This is a genomic window from Neolewinella sp. (assembly GCF_965214665.1).
GTDB lineage: Bacteria > Bacteroidota > Bacteroidia > Chitinophagales > Saprospiraceae > Neolewinella.
Genome location: NZ_OZ243970.1, coordinates 2,841,252 through 2,857,461 on the forward strand (window position 1 = coordinate 2,841,252; position 16,210 = coordinate 2,857,461).

Annotated in this window: 11 protein-coding genes; 5 read left to right on the forward strand and 6 right to left on the reverse strand. The window is 59.4% G+C overall.

Translation table 11 applies throughout. From position 1 onward, the window contains the following. Positions 1-13: 13 nt before the first annotated feature. Positions 14-2,188 (forward strand): GH92 family glycosyl hydrolase, encoded by a 2,175-nt coding sequence (locus ACOOHD_RS12215; protein ID WP_420458162.1) that lies wholly within the window; start codon positions 14-16, stop codon positions 2,186-2,188. Between the two features lie 36 nt (positions 2,189-2,224). On the opposite strand, the gene ACOOHD_RS12220 is transcribed toward ACOOHD_RS12215, so the two are convergent. The 3 genes from ACOOHD_RS12220 to ACOOHD_RS12230 all read right to left on the reverse strand — a co-directional run bounded on the left by ACOOHD_RS12220 (position 2,225) and on the right by ACOOHD_RS12230 (position 8,409). Next, complete coding sequence (locus ACOOHD_RS12220) at positions 2,225-3,790, reverse strand: SusD/RagB family nutrient-binding outer membrane lipoprotein (RefSeq protein WP_420458163.1); 1,566 nt, start codon at positions 3,788-3,790, stop codon at positions 2,225-2,227. A gap of 35 nt (positions 3,791-3,825) precedes the next feature. Then, on the reverse strand, positions 3,826-6,894 hold the full coding sequence (locus ACOOHD_RS12225) for a SusC/RagA family TonB-linked outer membrane protein (protein WP_420458164.1): 3,069 nt from the start codon (positions 6,892-6,894) through the stop codon (positions 3,826-3,828). A gap of 78 nt (positions 6,895-6,972) precedes the next feature. Next, a complete protein-coding gene (locus tag ACOOHD_RS12230) occupies positions 6,973-8,409 on the reverse strand; it encodes a phytoene desaturase family protein (RefSeq protein WP_420458165.1) in 1,437 nt (478 codons plus the stop codon). 102 nt (positions 8,410-8,511) lie between these two features. On the opposite strand from ACOOHD_RS12230, the gene ACOOHD_RS12235 reads away from it, so the two are divergent. Together ACOOHD_RS12235 and ACOOHD_RS12240 are read left to right on the forward strand one after the other, a co-directional pair. Next, on the forward strand, positions 8,512-9,756 hold the full coding sequence (locus ACOOHD_RS12235) for a cation:proton antiporter (RefSeq protein ID WP_420458166.1): 1,245 nt from the start codon (positions 8,512-8,514) through the stop codon (positions 9,754-9,756). Positions 9,757-9,824: 68 nt separating this feature from the next. Continuing rightward, positions 9,825-10,019, forward strand: a complete 195-nt coding sequence (locus tag ACOOHD_RS12240) for a DUF433 domain-containing protein (protein ID WP_420458167.1) — start codon at positions 9,825-9,827, stop codon at positions 10,017-10,019. 727 nt (positions 10,020-10,746) lie between these two features. On the opposite strand, the gene ACOOHD_RS12245 is transcribed toward ACOOHD_RS12240, so the two are convergent. Both ACOOHD_RS12245 and ACOOHD_RS12250 read right to left on the reverse strand, forming a co-directional pair. Continuing rightward, positions 10,747-10,959 (reverse strand): NAD(P)-binding protein, encoded by a 213-nt coding sequence (locus tag ACOOHD_RS12245; protein ID WP_420461430.1) that lies wholly within the window; start codon positions 10,957-10,959, stop codon positions 10,747-10,749. A 3-nt stretch (positions 10,960-10,962) separates the two neighbouring features. Beyond that, positions 10,963-11,184, reverse strand: coding sequence for a hypothetical protein (locus tag ACOOHD_RS12250; protein ID WP_420458168.1), 222 nt, complete (start codon positions 11,182-11,184; stop codon positions 10,963-10,965). A gap of 807 nt (positions 11,185-11,991) precedes the next feature. Between ACOOHD_RS12250 and ACOOHD_RS12255 the strand changes: the two genes are divergently transcribed. Next, positions 11,992-13,113 (forward strand): Fic family protein, encoded by a 1,122-nt coding sequence (locus ACOOHD_RS12255; protein WP_420458169.1) that lies wholly within the window; start codon positions 11,992-11,994, stop codon positions 13,111-13,113. A 12-nt stretch (positions 13,114-13,125) separates the two neighbouring features. Here the strand turns inward: ACOOHD_RS12255 and ACOOHD_RS12260 are convergent, their stop codons facing one another. After that, entirely contained in the window at positions 13,126-14,682 is a 1,557-nt protein-coding gene (locus ACOOHD_RS12260) for a response regulator (protein WP_420458170.1), read from the reverse strand. A 405-nt stretch (positions 14,683-15,087) separates the two neighbouring features. Here ACOOHD_RS12260 and ACOOHD_RS12265 point away from each other — a divergent pair, with 405 nt between their 5' ends. Further along, entirely contained in the window at positions 15,088-16,200 is a 1,113-nt protein-coding gene (locus ACOOHD_RS12265) for a M42 family metallopeptidase (RefSeq protein WP_420458171.1), read from the forward strand. Positions 16,201-16,210 lie beyond the last annotated feature (10 nt).

Genomic DNA, 16,210 nt, shown 5'->3' on the forward strand with positions numbered 1-16,210 from the left:
CTCAAACTACTGTATGCGCCCCGGTCTGCTGCTATTTTTCTGGCCCTGCCTGGCGCTACTGGGCCAGTCACCGGTCGATTTTGTCGATCCCTTCATCGGCACGGCCGGCCATGGACATACCTACCCCGGCGCTACCCTGCCCCACGGCGGTGTACAGCTCTCCCCCGATACGGGGGATGAGGGCTGGGACTGGTGCAGTGGCTACAACTACGCCGACGGTAGCATCATGGGCTTTAGCCATACCCACCTCTCCGGCACGGGTATCAGTGACCTGGCCGACGTGCTCGTGATGCCCTACACCGGTTCGCTCAAGTTATATCCTGGCCCCAAGGACGATCCCGACGCCGGCTTCCGCTCCCGCTTCGACCACGCTACGGAGGTGGCCACACCGGGTTATTATGCCGTCACCCTGGCTGACTACGGCATCCGCGCCGAGCTCACCGCCGATGCCCGCCGGGGCTACCACCGCTATACGTTTCCGGCCAGCGATTCGGCCCACATTGCCGTCGATCTGCAGCACGGACTGGACCGTCACCGTAGTTGGCTTACCGAGCGGGTACTGGACGCGGAGCTGCGGGTAGTCGACTCGGTTACGCTGGCTGGCTACCGCATCTCTACCGGCTGGGCCCACGTGCAGCGCGTGTACTTCGAGCTTAAGTTTTCTGAACCCTTCCGCGCATATGGCTTGGCCACTAACGGTACATACCGCCCCCATAGTCGCCTGGCACGAGGCCGTGACGTACGGGGCACGGTCAGCTTTAGCACTACCGCCAGCGAGCACATCGAGGTCGTCGCTACCCTATCCCACGAACCCTTTGCGGACGAGACAGGGGGCGGGGCCGCAGGTGCAATGAACTTCGAACAAGCCAGGCAAGCCGCCCGCACTTCCTGGTCTACCGCGCTGGCCCCCATCACCATCGAGGCTCCCGACTCCGTGAAGACCATCTTCTACACTGCGCTCTACCATACCGCCCTCTCCCCGAATTACCTCCTTGGTGCCCAAGGCGATACCGTACTGACCACCCTCAGCCAGTGGGATACCTACCGCGCTGCCTTTGCCCTTAGTACCCTGATCCGCCCCACCCTGACCGAGCACATTCTGGCCGCACTCCTGGAGGGCTACCGGCAAAATGGCTACCTGCCCGTCTGGAAGCTCTGGGAGGATGAGGTCAATACGATGATCGGCACCCCGTCCGTACCCATCGTAGCCGAGGCCCTGCGCAAGGGCTACGGCAGCGCTCTTGCCGATGAGCTTTACGCCGCCGTGCAAGCCTCACTGGTAACCGACAACCCTGTGGCCCCCTGGTCCTACTTTGACCGCTATGGCTACGTCCCCACCGACGTCGGTGAGTACTTCGCTACCTCCAAGACCCTGGAGATGTGCTACGCCAATGCCTGCGCCGCCGAGCTGGCGCGGGGACGGGGTGACACTACCTCAGCGGCCCTGTATGGGGAGCGTGCAACCTATTACCGCACGCTGTTCGATCCCACGACCGGCTTCTTCCGTGGCCGCGACCGCGCCGGCGACCGGCGCCCCGCCTTCGACCCTACCGTCACCGATGAGGCCGAGTTTGTCGAGGCCACCCCCTGGCAGTACAACTTTCACCTCCAGCAGGACCCCGCCGCGTTGGCCGGGCTCCACGGCGGCCCCGGCGGCCTGGCCGCCAAGCTCGACCAGCTCTTCGTGACGAGTGAGGTTAGTATCGACGCTCACATTCTCGACATCACCGGCCTCATCGGGCAGTACGCTCACGGCAATGAGCCGAGCCACCATGTAGCCTATCTCTACAACAGCGTCGGTCAGCCCCACAAAACCCAGGAGCGCGTCGGTGAGATCTGCCGCCGCTTTTACACCGCCCGGCCCGACGGACTCTGCGGCAATGAAGACTGCGGACAGCTCTCCGCCTGGTATATTTTTTCCGCCCTAGGTTTTTATCCCGTCCACCCCGCTTCCGGCACCTACGAGCTCGGCATCCCCCAGGTGGATGCGGCAACGCTGGCAGTGGGCCAGGATCGCACCTTCTCGATCACCGCCGCACCCCGCGGCCCCGCCCACCGGTACGTCCGGGCGGTGTACCTGAATGGGGAGCGGATGCGGTCTTCTCAGCTGGACCACGCGGCGATCATAGCTGGGGGCACGCTACGCTTCGAGCTCAGCACTAGCCCGGAAGCGACCTTTACTTTTTAGGGGCAGCAGTAGTTCAAAGATCAGCTTACTTCCCCCCTAGTTCACGTCCCACCAGAGCCGTGTAGTCACGTCATCGGGTCCATTGAGCAGATCCACGGCGGCTTCTACCGCCTCACTATTCGTGTTTTTCTCGTAGTCCAGGAAGGGGATGCGTACGGGGCGTTGGCCTTCCGGCAGCGCGCTATTTTCGGAATTCACTACGGGGTAGAGCTCCGGCAGGTCACTGCGTCGTTGGTCGGCCCAGGCTTCGAGCCCGTCGGGAAAGAGGGCAAGCCACTTCTGCATCGCGATCTGCCGGCGCTGGGTAGCCGCATCGTTGCCAAAGCGGATCGGGGTGTCGTTGACGGGCGGCGAGTTGAGGAAGTCCTGCGGGGCCACGGGAGTAGCATCCGACTGCTGGTAAGCACTGATGGCTCCTGCGTCCGTGATGCCCCACTGGTTCATCGAAGCCTCAATTCCCTTATTGTACAACTCCTCCGGGGTGGCACCCATATCCCAACCATTGAGGGCACCCTCAGCGCGGTTGAAGTATGCTTCGGCGGCGTGGAGGATGTTCTGGGAGGTAGTGCCCTCCCGCGTCCAGGCCGAGCCACTGCCGGTCACCCAGCGGGTACCTACGTTCGAGTTAGCGTTAGCTTGATTGACGGCCTCCCCCAGTTGGGCGGGACTGAGTCCGTTGCGCAGTCCGTTGTACTCACCGTCTTCGGAGGCAGGCTGGAAGAACTTTCCAATACGGGGATCACGGTAGCCCTTTAGGGTCGATTCCATGGCGGCACTCATACGGAACTCGTTCCATACCGAGATACCCGATAAGCCATTCACGTCGTCGCCTGCGGGGGTTTTGATCATATAGGCATCGTCGGCCGGATCCTCAAGCACGCCACTGGCCAGCGCGGCCTCGGCCTCGGCGCGGGCACGGGTGGGATTAACGCCGGAAATACGTAGCGCCAGGCGGAGTCGCAGGCTGTTAGTGAACAGCAGCCAGCGGTTCACATCTCCTCCGTAGATGAGATCGAAGGATCCGAAGGGGGTTTGGTCGGTAGCACCGCGCAGTACGATTTCCGCCGCATCAAGACGCTTGAAAAAGTCATCGTAGATATCCTCCTGCCGGTCATAGGGTACCGACTTAAGTGGTTCACCCGCCTGAAAGTAGGGTACCGGGCCATAGTAGTCCGTAAGCCGGTGGAAGGCGTACACCCAGGTTACGCTGGCTAGGGCGTACTCGGCTGAGCGCTCATCGGTATTTTCCATGATGACCTTGAGCTGGGGTACGACGTCGGTGTAGATGGGCCGCCAGTGCCACTGCAGCCAGTCCATGCGAATCACATTGCGGTCAGAGGGAAAGTAGGTAGCCGTGGTGGCGTAGTACTCCGCGTACAGATCGGCAAAGAGGTTCTGCGCCACCTGGTAGCGCCAGAAGGCGTAGGAAGAACTGGACTGGGCCTTACTGAATAGAAAGGGCAGTTCGGCCTCCCCGAGGGTGGAGAGCTTGGTCTGATCGATATTGATCTCCTCGAAATCCTCCGTACAGCCGGCGAGTAGTAATACGGCCAGCCCAGTAAATAGGTAGGAACGCAGCGGGGTATACTTACTAAAATTCATGGTGCTAACTTTTCGTTGAACGACTGCGAATGGAGTTAAAAGCCAAGTTGAAGATTCAGGCCGACGGTACGGGTGGAAGGTAAGTTGCCGTACTCGACGCCCTGAAAGTTACCGGCGCCCAGCTGGATGTCGGGGTCGAAGTTCATGCGCCGCTCCGGAATGCCCGGAATGTCGAGCAGTGCCTTGCCCCGATAGAGGAAGAACAGGTTGCGTCCGGTAAGGGCCAGGCGCAGGTTGCGAATCTTTAGCCGATCGGGTAAGGTAAAGGTATACCCAATGGCTACCTCCCGCACCCGCACATTAGTCGCGTCGTAGGCAAAGAATTCGCCAAAAGAGTAGCGGCCACCGGAGACCCGGGTCCAGAGGGCCTCCGCAGTGATGGCCGTGGTGTTAGGGGTACCATCTTCGGTCACGGCGTCAAGTACTAGGCCTCCTTCACGGAAGGCCTCGGTGTAGTCACCCGTACCGTCGAAGGCCAGGTTGGCATCCGTTCCCGATACCATCACCCCACCGAAGCGGCCATCGATAAGGAATTGCAGATCCACACCCCGATAATTGAACCGATTGTTCCAGCCCAGGCTAAAATCGGGATTGAAGTTGCCGAGGAAGGTCTGTCCACCGCCGGAGCCAATGGGTAGGCCCATATCGTCCACTACGAAATTGCCGGCATCGTCCCGCAACCAGCCCTCGGCAAAGAGATCGCCGTAGCGTCCACCCTCCTCGACCACCACCCCGGCGGTGCGTCCGAAACCACCGCTAAGAAAAACCCGGTCTACGTCCTCCGAAAGCTCGATGATCTCGTTCACATTACGGGCGTAGTTGAGCGTAGTGTTGTAGGAAAAGTCTACCGTCTCGAAGGCGCGCCACTTGGCGATCAGTTCGATACCTGTATTCTGGATGTCTCCGGCATTAATGTACTGGTCCGAAAAGCCAGAGGGGGCGGGCAGGGGAACCAAAAACAGTTGGTTGACGGAGTTGGTCCTGTAGTAGGTAAGGTCAAGCCCTAGTTTGCCGCTCAACACCCGCACATCAGCTCCGAACTCAATAGAGCGGGTGATCTCTGGTTTCAGATCGGGAATGTTACGGACCCCGTCCTGAGCGATGAACCCGTTCGTACCCCCCTGTTGTACGGAGAAGGTGTTAAGCAGACGGTATGGCTCGGCGTCGTTGCCCACCTCAGACCAGGTGGCCCGTAGCTTAGCGAAGGAGAAAAACTCAGGTAGCCGTACCATATCGCTGACGATCCAGGATAGACCCACCGAGGGATAAAAGAAAGAGTGGGGGGCGGGCAGGGTCGAGGACCAGTCGTTGCGCGCCGAGGCATCCAGCACGAGGAAATCTTTATATACCAGAGATAGGGTGCCGAAAACCGACTGGTATTCCCGTTCGCTAATGGTTGTTTGGGTACTCACCACACGGCCGAAATCGGCCGAAAACTTATTGGGCACTAACAGTCCGTTGGCGCGTAGGAAGGTATATTTGCTCTCGCGCTGGTTACGGGCCGTACCGAGCAGGAAGTCGGCGCGCAGATCACTCGTAATATCCTGGTAGCCGTTAAGAAACAGGTCAAAGTTGTTTTCCTCGAAGAAGCCGCTACCGTCCTGGTAGCTGCCCCCCGGCCCGGCAAACAGTAGGGTACGGTCGTAGAAGCGAAAGGTCAGCTGATCGTTACTCCGATCCAGGTTTGCCCGACCGGTGAGGCTGATACGGTCCGTAAGATCGTAGGTCAGGCTGGCCAGGAAAATACGACGGTCACGGCGGTCGGTATTCAGCGTCCGATTGAGCGTCCAGTAGGGGTTCATGTAGATGGAGGAGGTGGTCCAGTACGTAGGATTACCGGTCTCATCCTCAAAGGCTTCGTACTCCCCCAGATCGACCGAGCGGGGTATTTTGTAGAGATTCTGCACGATGCCACTTTCCTCCCCCGTCTTGACCTTGTTATTAATCTCCTGGGCCACGATGGTAGCCTTAAGATCGACGCTAAGGCGGCTGCCGATTTTTTGGTTCAGTCGTAGGTTATAGGTATTGCGGTTAAGGTCGTTATTGGGGATAATGCCCTGATTGCGGTTGTTGGTAAAGGAAAAGTAGGCCTGGGTTACCTCTGTACCGCCGGAGATGCTAATGCTATTGTCCAGGCTGACCCCGGTGCGGAAGAAGTCCGAGATATTGTTCTCATAGGTGGTTGCTTCCCCGCCCCAGCTACCGGAAGCCGTGGTGTTGGACACTCCGCCGTTGCCCTGCCCGTAAGTGTTCTGAAGCTCGGGCAGGATGAGGGGAGACTCCGTGGCGATACCACTAGTTACGTCCACCTTTATACGACCGGCCTCGCCCCGCTTGGTAGTGATGAGCATCACGCCGTTAGCACCACGACTACCGTAGAGTGCGGCGGCCGCGCCCCCCTTAAGGAATGATACGTTTTCGATGTCATTAGGATTGATATTCGATACCCCATCGATGCTGTTGTAGCCTCCGAAGTCGTTGCCGGTCTGCCCACGACTGGAGTTGTCGATCGGCACCCCGTCCACTACGATCAGGGCGTTGTTGGAGCCCGAGATAGAGCGGTTACCACGTAGCACGATACGGGCTGCGCCGCCCGGTCCGCTGGCCCCGGTGGTGACGGTGAGGCCGGCCACCTTGCCGTTCAACGTATTGACGAAGTTAGGGTCACGGGTAGCCCGTACCTGGTCACCGTCCAGTTCCTGCACCGAGTAGGTGATGTTCTTAGCCTCGCGCTCGATGCCCAGGGCGGTGACGACCACTTCGTTGAGCTGACTGCCCTGGCTGAGTTGTACGTCGACGGTGGTTTGGCCGGCCGCCACGGGCACCTGCTGGGTACCGTAGCCTACATAGGTGACGAGTAGGGTAGCCGGCGTCTCGGTAAGGGTAAGCTCGAAGGTACCGTCCAGATCGGTGACCGTACCGCTGGTGGTACCTTCCTGTAGCACGGTAGCTCCGACCAGCGGCGAGCCATCTGCCTGATCGGTGACGGTACCCGAGATGGTCTGAGCACTCACCGTGGCCCCTAGTGCCAGCATGGTGGAGAGGAGTAGACCACGTAGCGAACGGCCGCTGGGGGCAGTTTGGCAGGGGGACGAAGCTATCATGTAGGTTGATTAAGTCCCAAATGAACGAATAAAAAATCTAACATTCGTTACACGACAATCTTTTTTGCTTCGTCACCCCTATCGCTGCCGCTGCGGCCCTGCCCCTAGCCTGCTCATTACACTCCGCGCCGCATGAAACCCATTCATCCCGTGCACCCCCCCACCCGGCGGCGAAGAAGCCGAGCAGATAAAAATCTTCGGATTAGGCGTACTGTACGGATCCACCCGCGCCACCGGTCGGGTAAACAGTTGGGTAATATCGGCCGCCCCGCCGGTTACTGCCCCACCGACGTAGTTCGGGTTGTACTGCTCGAAGGCCGGGGCATTCATGCTGCTACGCGCCAGGATGCGATCCCGAAACCCGGGGGCGAAGCGTTCGATCTGCCGCTCGATGACCTCACGCTGGTCGACCGCCGAACCGTTGGGCACGTGGCAGTAGGCCCAGCAGGTGTGCTTGCCGGCCGGTGCGCGCGTGGCGTCAAATGCAGTCTGCTGAGCCAGCAACACGTAGGGCTGCTCGGCGTGCCGCCCCCGCCAGGTTTGTTTTTCCGCGGCAGCGATCTCGGCGAAGCTGCCCCCCACGTGCACGGTCGAGGCCTCCAGGCAGCGGGGATCGGCCCAGGGAATGGGACCATCGAGGGCGTAGTCGATCTTGAAGACACCGGGGCCGTAAACGAACTTCTCCAGTCGCCTGCGGTAGCCTGCCGGTAGCTCTGCCCGGGCAATCGTAGCCAGTTGGTGGGGGTTGGTATCGAACAGGTAGGCCCGGGCGGATGGCAACTGGTCGAACCGCCTGATCGGTGCGTTCACCCGTAGTTCCCCGCCCGCCTCGGTGAAGCATTGCCCCAGCGCCCCCGCAATAGCCTCTGACCCTCCTCCGGCCACCGGCCAGTCAACGGCGTGCCCCGAAGCTAAAAAGGTGAGCCCCAGTGCGGTGGTAAAGAACTTATCGAAGGGCAGTACGCTGTGGGCGGTACAACCGGCAAAGAGTGCCCGGGCCCGCTCGCCCCGAAAGGCTAGCTTAGAGAACAGCGTGGCGGGAAGGGCTGCCCGCACGCCAAAGCGCGCTAGAAATAGGGGATGATCGGGAACGCCAAGCGGCCCCAGTGCATCTTCCATGAGCCAGTCGACGTGCTCGGCCAGGGGCTGCATGAGCCTACAGTAGGCCCGCTCGTCTACGCCTAGCCCGGCGGCGGTTTCTTCCACGGACTTACCTAGGATCACCGCACGCTCCCCGTCCAGCGGATGGGCGACCGAGGCGCGGGGAAAGACCCACTTCAGGCCGTAGCGCTCCAGTCGGAGCTCCTGAAAGTAGGGGGAAAGGTAGCCGAAGGGATGCACCGCCGAGCAGACATCGTGGGCAAAGCCGGGTAGGGTAAGCTCGGCCGTGCGGGTACCGCCTCCGGGCTCCGCGTGGGCCTCCAGGATGAGTACGTGCAGGCCCCGGCGGGCGAGGTAGCAGCCGGCGCTGAGGCCATTAGGGCCGGAGCCAATGATGACGGCGTCGTAGGTCACGGGGGTCGATACAGTAGGGTTCGTTGCATGTACGTGCCGGGCCGCGAATAGTTGAGTGATGCTACGCCCCTACCTTCGTACTTCCGCACCCCCCGTCTGACTATGTCTACCTACACCATTATCGCCGGCCTCATCTTTCTGGCCGCCACCTTCGGTTACCTCAACGCCCGCTTCCTCAAACTGCCCACTACCATCGGGCTCATGCTCATCACGCTACTGTACACGGTGGCGGTGCTGGGACTGAGCTACTTCGACGATACGCTGCTGCGGGCGGAGGCCGAGTTGATTCAGCAGATCGACTTCGAGCGGGTGCTGATGGACTACATGCTCAGTTTTCTTCTCTTCGCCGGGGCCTTACATACCAATTACGACGAGCTCAAAAAGCAGGGGGCGGCCATCGTAGCCTTTGCTACCCTGGGGGTGGTCACCTCGACCTTTCTCATCGGTACGCTCACCTTTTACCTGCTGCAGCTACTGGGCATGCCGGTAAGCTACATCTACTGCCTGCTGTTCGGAGCCATCATCTCCCCCACCGACCCCATCGCCGTGCTTGGTATCCTGAAGCAGGCCCGGGCACCCAAGAAGCTGGAGATCAAGATCGTGGGCGAGTCGCTGTTCAACGACGGCGTAGGCGTAGTGCTTTTCCTGACCCTCTTCGAGATCGCCGACGCCAGCCAGGGGCCGATCGGAGCCGTTGACATTGCCGTACTCTTCGGGCAGGAGGTGTTTGGGGGGCTGCTGCTCGGCGTGGCCCTGGGGTGGATTGCCTACCGGCTCATCAAGTCCATCGACGACTTCAGCACCGAGATCATTATCACCCTGGCCGCCGTGATGGGGGGCACGGTCGTGGCCCAGCAATTTCACTTATCGGCACCGCTGGCCATGGTAGCCGCCGGACTGGCCATCGGCCACGATCAGGTACGGGCCAGCGCCATGTCGGAGACCACCGAGCTCTACGTCGACAAGTTCTGGGAGCTGCTCGACATCCTGCTCAACGCCATTCTCTTCGTGCTCATCGGCATGGAGATGCTGGTGCTCACCTACTCGGGCAGCTACGTACTGGCCGGACTACTCGCCATTCCCATCGTACTGCTCTCCCGCCACGCAGCCCTCTGGCTTCCGGTCAAAATATTCGCCAAGCGACTCGACTTCGTACCCCACACCCACACGATCATCACCTGGGGCGGGCTGCGGGGTGGCATCTCCATTGCCCTGGCCCTCAGTCTGGCCGAAGACATGAACCGTGAGATGTTTCTGGTCATGACCTACGTAGTAGTGGTCTTCTCAATCCTGGTGCAGGGGCTGACGATCGAGCGGGTGGTGCGGCGGTTGCTGCCTACGGGGTAGGGGGCGGGGCCGCGGGTGCGGAGTGGACGTTTCGGAACTATCCGTATCTTGAGCCAACAGTGTGAACGATGAACTGGCAACCGTACATCACTACCGATCCCAAAATACTTTATGGCAAGCCAACCATAAGGGGCACGCGTATTTCGGTTGATTTGATTATCGATAAGCTAGCCGCCGGGGAGAGTTTCGAGTATTTGCTTTCGGCGTATCCGCACATCAGCCTGGAGCAGATCTATGCCTGTTTAGCCTATGCGGCTGATTGATAGCTACAAAGACCGACTTACAACTAGTTTTTGCGTACTGACGGGTAAGAAGATTCGGGTGATCGTTCAGTCTGGCTAAATTATGTTCGACCGTTCTTCCTCTGCTGTATCCTAGTTTTGGCCACCTCTTCTCACCCAAACGCCTTGACCGCACTCCGCGCCGCATGGAACCCATTCATCCCGTGCACCCTCCCGCCCGGCGGCGAAGAAGCCGAACAGATGAATACCTTCGGATTTGGCGTACTAGATGAATTTTCTAGTCGTTTGCGGTAGCCGGCCGGTAGCTCATCACCGACAATAGCAGCCAACTGGTGGGGGTTGGTATCGAACAGGTAGGCCCGGGCGGGTGGTAACCGGTCGAAACGCGTAATCCGGGAGTCCACCCGTAGTTCCCCACCCGCCTCCGTAAAGCATTGCACCAGCGACCCCCCGGCAGGCCAGCTTGGAAAATAGCGTGGCGGGCAGAGCGGCCCTCATACCAAAGCGCGTCAGAAACAACGGATGATTGGGGATACCGAGGGGCCCTGGGGCGTCCTCCAGGAGCCAATCGACGTAGTCGGCCAGGGGCTTGCAGGAGCCTGCGGTAGGCACGTTCGTCTACGCCCAGTCCGGCGGCGGTCTCGGTAAGTGATTTGTTGAGGATGGCGGCGTCCTGCCCGTCGAGTGGGTGAGCGACTGAGGCCCGGGGGAAGACCCACTCCAGTCCGTAGCGCTCCAGTTGCAATTCCTAAAAGTAGGGCGAGAGGTAGCCAGAGGGGTGGACCGCCGAGCAGACGTCGTGGTGGAAACCAGGTAGGGTAAGCTGGGCGGTGCGGGGGCCGCCGCCGGGCTCCGCGTGCACCTCCAGGAGGAGTACGTGCAGGCCCCGGTGGGCGAGGTAACAGCCGGCGCTGAGGCCGTTGGGGCCGGAGCCTATGATTATGGCGTCGTACGTGGTAATTAGCTAACATGAGTTATTCCGGAGCGCCTTACGTAGCACCTGTGCATCCTCGATGATACCCGTCGAGAGGGGGGACTCCTGCAACCAACACGCCAGGTAAGCGTGCCCCCTGAGGAGGACGATGATCGGATGAAGTCCCGCCTGCTCCAGCACCGCCGCCCCGAGTACTACCAAATCGAGGCAGGTGGCTAACCTATCCCCGATCGCTTCTCCGGGCGTGCGCACTTTCTGTTCGGTAACTTCAAAGCTGCTCGGTGGATTCACGTAGTGCACGTTTGCCGCCGCAGTGGCCGTAAAGGTGGAGTACCGAGCGGTACGTCAATCTATCCTTCTGCCCTGACCGCAAGATGTTCGAATCTGAGGGGTGGAAGGGGCTCCGGCACGCGATCGATCGTAAGCGTCAGATCGGCTAGTTCCTCCGCTCCTTCGTTAGTGAGTCTCAATCGTTGGATCGGCGGTACCTCATTGTTCCAAAGGGGCAAATTGAGGTAGGGAGTGACCCGTAGGTCAATGCGTAAATCGGTGGGTGTCATGTAAACCGGGGTGTATGGTCCGGAAATTGAAAAAAATTCTACCGATCGGTGTACCAACCACCAAGCGTACATGAAGTGGGCGGGATCGCGGGTGCTCAACTAGTGGAAAGGACCCAGAATTGGGATATCTGGATAACTGCCCCTAGTTTCGAGGTATCAAAACCTGCCTCGCCTCTGGTTTCTAACGGGATCACGCGCAATTTTGGCGGGTTTTTTCTGCCCCATCATGAGCGATCGGATCTACAACAAGCCTCCCTCGACTTTCGAGGGTCAGGTTACCTTCAGCAGTCCCAGCCGCGGGCAGTCGGGCACGGGTGCGTGAGTACATCAGTCGCATCCATGTAACTCACTCCCACCATACTTGCAAAATAGCACCTCTTTTGCAACTGAATAAGATGTGACTTGCAACACTGCGAGTAACTCGCAGGTGACATACAAAAAGCAACCATCCATGCAACTAAGTTAATCCTATTTGCAATTTACCCCATAAATTGCAGCTATGAATAGCTTTGAGCCGGGTCACCTAGTGAGCCAAAAGGACTTCAAGTCCTTCATTCCCAGTGAATTAAATCGCAAATGGCGATTCACTGACCCGGCCTTGCTGTACCAGCTGAGTAAGGCTGACCGGGCGTTGGGCCAGCTCGATACGTTTTCGGAGCTCGTGGACCTGGACCTGTACGTGACGATGCACAAGACGAAGGAGGCTACCCTGTCTAGCCGTATCGAGGGTACCCGCACTCACTTCGAAGAGGTGTTCCTGGACGTCAGCGCGGTGAGTCGAGAGCGGCGGGATGACTGGGAAGAGGTGAAAAATTACCTGACCGCCCTGGAAGCAGCGCTCGCGCTTTCCCAACGACTACCTTTTTCCTCCCGCTTCATTCGGGCCGTACACAAACCGCTGATGCAGGGGGTGCGCGGCGAGCGCAAATTGCCCGGCGAGTTTCGCAGCACGCAGAACTGGATCGGAGGATCTATGCCATCGAACGCTAGCTTCGTGCCTCCGCCCGCACACGAACTGCCCCGCCTGATGGGTGATCTCGAAAAGTTTGCCAATGATGACCGTGACCTTATTCCCGGTCTGGTCAAGACAGCCCTACTGCACTACCAGTTCGAGACGATCCATCCCTTCCTGGACGGTAACGGCAGGGTCGGCCGCCTGCTCATCACCACGTTCCTGGTCGAGCGGGGACTGTTGCGCACCCCGATCCTGTATCTCTCCGCCTACCTGGAGCGCAACCGCCAACAGTACTACCACCACCTTTCGGAGGTACGCACCACCGGAAACCTTACCGCCTGGTTGCAATTTTTCCTGAGGGGGGTGGAGGAGACGGCCAACGACGGCGTCGCTACCTTCCGGGAAATACTAAAACTCGAGCGGAGTATGACGGAGCGCCTACGCCCCCTGGGTGCCCGTGCCGCGCGAGCCCACCTGGCGATCCGCTATCTATTTCGCAACCCGGTCATCACACCACTCGATTTACAACCGGCGCTGGATACGACGCCCGCCACGATCTACCGGCTGGTCACCCAACTTGCCGAACTGGGTATCTTGACCCCGGTCGCCACCCCGACCCGGCAGCAGTATTACGCCTTCAACGAATATATCCACCTATTCCGCTAATACCCCACCCCCCTACCGCGTCCGCAACCGCACCACCGGACAAACCACCTCCTCCAGACTAATTCCCCCGTGCTGGAAGGTATCCCGGTAGTAGTTGTTATAGTAATTATAGCTATTGGGGTAGAGAAAGAATTTATCCTCCTTGGCGAAGATGAAGCTGCTGCTCAGGTTCGGGCGGGGGAGCTTTGCTTCCTTCGGCTCGCGCACTTCCAGCACGTCCTTTTCCTCGTACTGGAGGTTGCGGCCCAGCTTGTAGCGCAGGTTGGTGCTGGTATCGCGGTCGCCCACTACCCTACTCGGCGTGTTGACGCGGATGGTGCCATGGTCCGTAGTCACGATCAGCGTGATGTCACGCTCGGCCAAGCGGCGCAGGGTAGCCCAGAGCGGCGAGTTTTCGAACCATGAGCGGGTGAGGCTGCGGTAGGCTTTCTCATCACCGGCCAGCTCCTTAAGCACTTCCATCTCCGTGCGGGCGTGGCTGAGCATGTCGATGAAGTTGTACACGATCACCGAGAAGTCGTTGTTGAGGAAGTCCAGCGCGCGGTCCTGCATCTGGCGGGCGAAGTTGGTGCGGGTCACCTTAGTGTAGTCCCACTTGATGTCGCGGTTGCGCAGCAGGCGTTCGATCTGCTTGCCGAGTAGGTCGGCCTCGTGGTTATTTTTGCCGCCCTCGTCGGCGTCGTTGAGCCACCACTGCTTGTAGTGCTTCTCGATCTCAGAGGGCCACATGCCGGCAAAGATGGCGTTGCGGCTGTACTGGGTGGCCGTGGGCAGGATACTGTAGAAGTAGTCCTCCTCCTCGATACGGTAAAGCTGGCTCAAATAGGGCTCGATGACCTTCCACTGGTCGAAGCGCATATTGTCGAGCAGCACCATGACCGTAGGCCGCTCCTTATTGACGTGCGGAAAAACCTTCTCCCGCATCAGGTTGTGGCTCATGATGGGCGCATCCTTCTCCGCCACCCAGTCGAGGTAGTTGCGCTCGATGTACTTGGAGAACTCGGCGTTGGCCTCCCGCTTCTGCACGGCCAGTATCTCGCCCATCTGGTCGGAGTTACTCTCGTCGAGCTTCAGCTCCCAGTTGATGATCTTCTTGTACATGTCCACCCATTCCTCCTTGTCCAGCCCCGAGTTGATCTGCATGAGCAGCTGGCGGAAGTCCTGCTGGTAGTCGCTCGTGGTCTTTTCGCGCACTAGGCGCTTTTCGTCCACGATTTTCTTCAGTGTTAGCAGGATCTGGGAGGGGTTCACGGGCTTGATCAGGTAGTCGGTGATCTGGCTGCCGATGGCCTCCTCCATAACGTCCTCGGCCTCGTTCTTGGTGATCATCACTACGGGGATCGACGGCTGTAGGGCCTTGATGCGGCTCAGCGTCTCCAGCCCGGTCAGTCCCGGCATGCTCTCGTCCAGGAATACGATGTCGACGTGCTTATCGTTTTCCATCTCCTCCAGCGCGTCGTGCCCATTGGTGACGGTGATCACCTCGTAGCCCTTCTTCTTCAGGAAGAGCATTTGTGGCTTGAAGAGGTCGATCTCGTCGTCGGCCCAGAGGATCTTGATGGCGTCCATGGTGTTTGCTGTTTTAAGGTAGTGTAGCTGGTAGGGGTAACGAGGGGCTTGGTGGGGAAGTTGTTGGTGGTGCGTTGTTGGGTTAGTGAGTTGTTGGGTTGCGGTCGTTGGAGGTGTGATAGGTGTTACAGGTATGGTAGGGGTCGTAGGTGTGATAGGGGGCGGGGTCGCAGGTGCAATGAGTGCACAGCAGCAACCCCAAAACGAGCGAAGTGAGCACCCACACAACGCAACAACCCAACAACTCACTAACCTAACAACCCACTAACCCAACAACCAGAGCCCCACACATCAATAATGATTGCACAAGCAAAACCAAAACAAGGACGAAGTACAAAATTCCGCCTACAAAGTCTTGTCCAAACAATACATTACCTTCGCGCCGCCCGAGCCCAATAAAACCCAATGAAAAACTTCGATTTACTACGCCGCATCTGCGAGGCCCCCGGCGTATCCGGCTTCGAACGCCGTATCCGTGACCTGGTACTGGACCAGCTGCGCGAGCTAGCCGATGAGGTAAGCACCGACAACATGGGCAACGTCATCGCGATCAAAAAAGGTCGCGAGCGCAAACGTGTCATGGTGGCCGCCCACATGGATGAGATCGGCTTCATCGTCAACCACATCGATGATAAGGGCTTCATTCGCTTCCTGCCCCTCGGTGGTTTTGACCCCAAGACGCTGACCGCCCAGCGGGTGATCGTGCACGGCCGCCAGGATATCATTGGTGTCATGGGCTCCAAGCCGATCCACATCATGAAGCAGGAGGAGCGCAGCAAGGTGGTGCCCATCACGGACTACTTCATCGACCTCGGCCTACCCAAGGAGGAGGTGGAAAAACTGGTGGCCATCGGCGACCCCATCACCCGCGAGCGTGAGCTGATCGAGATTGGTGACTGCGTGAGCGGTAAGTCGCTCGATAACCGCGTGTCGGTATTCATCTTACTAGAAGTACTCCGCGAGCTCAAAGGTCAGGACATCCCCTACGACCTCTACGCCACCTTCACCGTCCAGGAGGAAGTAGGCCTACGCGGAGCTATGGGCAGCGTAAGCCACATCGACCCTGACTTCGGCTTCGGCCTCGATGTGACCATTGCCTACGACGTCCCGGGTGGTGCGCCCCAGGAGAAAGTAACCTCCCTGGGTGGTGGAGCGGCCATTAAGGTGCTCGACGGATCCGTGATTTCCGATTACCGCATGGTCAACTACCTCAAAGGGGTAGCCACTACCAGCGACATCAATTACCAGCTCGAACTCCTCCCCGCCGGCGGCACCGACACGGCCGCCGTACAGCGCTACGGCACCAAGGGCAGCATCGCTGGGGCTATTTCCATCCCCCTACGCAACATGCACCAGGTCATCGAGATGGCCCACCAGCAGGATATCGCCGACTGCATCAGTCTGCTGGCGGGCGCGATTCGGGGGTTGGACACCTACGACTGGTCCTTCACCGCCGATCATAGCCCGGCTCCCAGCCATCCCGACAAGGCTACGACAGACGACGCCGGCTGGCTCTAGACGGCCCCAA